Origin of the sequence: Shewanella sp. SG44-6, assembly GCF_014164185.1 — a bacterium.
In the GTDB taxonomy this organism is placed as follows: domain Bacteria; phylum Pseudomonadota; class Gammaproteobacteria; order Enterobacterales; family Shewanellaceae; genus Shewanella; species Shewanella vesiculosa.
The window spans coordinates 1-2,543 of sequence record NZ_JACJER010000238.1; the positions used below are offsets into that span (position 1 = coordinate 1).

Here is a 2,543-nt window from a genome sequence, read left to right on the forward strand (position 1 = left end):
GAACCCCTGTTACCGCCGTGAAAGGGCGGTGTCCTAGGCCTCTAGACGAATGGGACACAGTTGATACGTTATACTCTGTATCGAGTGAATACTCATTGGTGTCTGTAGGCTAAACACCAGTGCTAGTTACCTATAATGAAGCACAAAACCCTAAGGATTCGAACCCCTGTTACCGCCGACTCTTTATAAACCAAAGTGGGCGATGTCCTAAGCTCTATTTCTAGACGAATCGGACACAGTTGATACGTTATACTCTGTATCGAGTGAATACTCATTGGTGTCTGTAGGCTAAACATCAATGCTAATATCTATTTAAAGATAGTTAAGTAAGTGGTGGAGCTACACGGGATCGAACCGTGGACCTCTTCACTGCCAGCGAAGCGCTCTCCCAGCTGAGCTATAACCCCTCTTACTTAATGCTTTTGGATATGCTACTAGAAAAAACTAACATCATGTCTCAACTGCGAGGCGCATTCTATGCAGCATACCCAAAAGTGTCAACTCGTTTTTTAGGAATTTATTCTATCTGCTACAAATTCAATCGCTTTGGATATTCTTTGTGCAGATCTTTCTTTTCCGATTAAGAACAAGGTTAAATCTAACGCAGGAGACTGCCCTGCGCCTGTCACGGCAACACGTAAAGGCATACCCACTTTACCCATACCGACATCAAGTTCAGTTGCTGTCGCTTCAATAACGTGGTGAATATTCTCTACACTCCAATCATTTAGCTCAGATAATTTTTGATTAAACAATGTTAGAGGCTCTAGTGCAACGCCACGTAAATGCTTTTTAGCTTGGGCTTCATCAAAATCTGCAAAGTCTTCATAGAAGTATCGGCTTGAAGCGGCTAACTCTTTTAGCGTTTTCGCACGTTCAGATAGTGCCGTAACAATTTCAGTTAGCGCTGGGCCATTACTGGTATCAATTTTCTGATCATCCATATGCCACTGTAAATGCGATGCGACATAAACAGGATCGAGAGACTTGATATAATGTTGGTTTAGCCAAACGAGCTTATCAGTATTAAAAGCTGAAGCCGCTTTATTGATATCATCTAATTTAAACAGCGTTTTCAACTCGTCCATTGAAAATATTTCTTGATCACCATGAGACCAACCTAAGCGAACAAGGTAGTTTAATAGTGCTTCAGGTAAATACCCGTCATCACGGTACTGCATAACGCCCACAGCACCATGACGCTTAGATAGCTTGGCGCCATCGTCACCTAGAATCATCGACACATGAGCATATTCAGGAATAGGTGCGCCTAATGCTTTAAGGATGTTGATTTGGCGTGGAGTATTATTGATATGATCTTCACCGCGTACAACGCAGGTGATGCCCATATCCCAGTCATCGACTACAACACAGAAATTATAAGTAGGTACGCCATCGGTACGCTTAATAATTAAGTCATCAAGCATATCGTTAGAAATTTCGATACGGCCACGAACGTGATCATCAAATATCACACTGCCTTCGATAGGGTTTTTAAAGCGAACAACAAAGGGCTCATCAGTATCACGAGGTGCAAGGTTACGACAGCAACCGTCATATTTTTGTTGTAGACCTTGTGCAGCTTGCTCTTCACGCATGCTTTCAATACGTTCACGAGAACAATAACATTTATAGGCAGTGCCTTTATCAAGCATTTGCGCAATAATTTCATTGTAACGATCAAAACGCTTAGTCTGGTAGTAAGGGCCTTCATCCCAAGTCAAACCTAACCAGTTCATACCATCAAGGATAGCGTCACAGGCTTCTTGAGTTGAACGTTCAATATCAGTGTCTTCAATACGAAGTACAAATTCACCATTGTTAGCACGAGCGTGCAACCATGAATAAAGTGCTGTTCGAGCACCACCTACATGAAGAAAACCAGTTGGACTTGGAGCAAAACGCGTCTTGGTAGTCATAATCGGACACTAACCTATTTATAAACGTCTAAAGAAGACAAACAAAAAAATGTGACGCTATTCTAACAGTCAAACCCAGCAGTTGAAATGGCGGACATCTAAACCTAGGGTTGTTTTTGAATTTTCTTTATTATTGAGTACAATCCCTTGTTCAACAAAGCATCAAAGCGAACAATTTTAGCCCGACTGGCAATATTTTAAATAAAAAGCGTTGACAGGTTTTGCTTGCCCCCTATAATACGGCCCCACACAGCGAGGTCGATTAGCTCAGCTGGGAGAGCACCTCCCTTACAAGGAGGGGGTCACTGGTTCGAGCCCAGTATCGACCACCATATTTTTATTTATGGAACATTACTGTTAATTATATCCCAGGTCGCTTAGCTCAGCTGGGAGAGCACCTCCCTTACAAGGAGGGGGTCACTGGTTCGAGCCCAGTAGCGACCACCATATCATTTTCAGAAGTGTTTGTGTAGAGTCCCAGGTCGCTTAGCTCAGCTGGGCGAGCACCTGACTTACAAGGAGGGAGTCACTGGTTCGAGCCCAGTAGGGACTCCCATATCTTTTATCGAGTGATGGACTTAAAAGTAAAATATCCACGGTCGCTTAGTGCAGCTGGGAGAGCAA

1 protein-coding gene and 3 tRNA genes are annotated in these 2,543 nt (G+C 43.1%); 2 read left to right on the forward strand and 2 right to left on the reverse strand.

The features are described from left to right. Positions 1 to 331: 331 nt before the first annotated feature. A tRNA-Ala gene (locus tag H5185_RS21695) sits at positions 332 to 407 on the reverse strand. 102 nt (positions 408 to 509) lie between these two features. After that, positions 510 to 1,919, reverse strand: a complete 1,410-nt coding sequence (gene gltX / locus H5185_RS21700; RefSeq protein WP_124016283.1) for a glutamate--tRNA ligase — start codon at positions 1,917 to 1,919, stop codon at positions 510 to 512. A 256-nt stretch (positions 1,920 to 2,175) separates the two neighbouring features. On the opposite strand from gltX, the gene H5185_RS21705 reads away from it, so the two are divergent. Next, positions 2,176 to 2,251, forward strand: a tRNA-Val gene (locus tag H5185_RS21705). 39 nt (positions 2,252 to 2,290) lie between these two features. Next, positions 2,291 to 2,366: transfer RNA gene (locus H5185_RS21710), tRNA-Val, on the forward strand. Positions 2,367 to 2,543 lie beyond the last annotated feature (177 nt).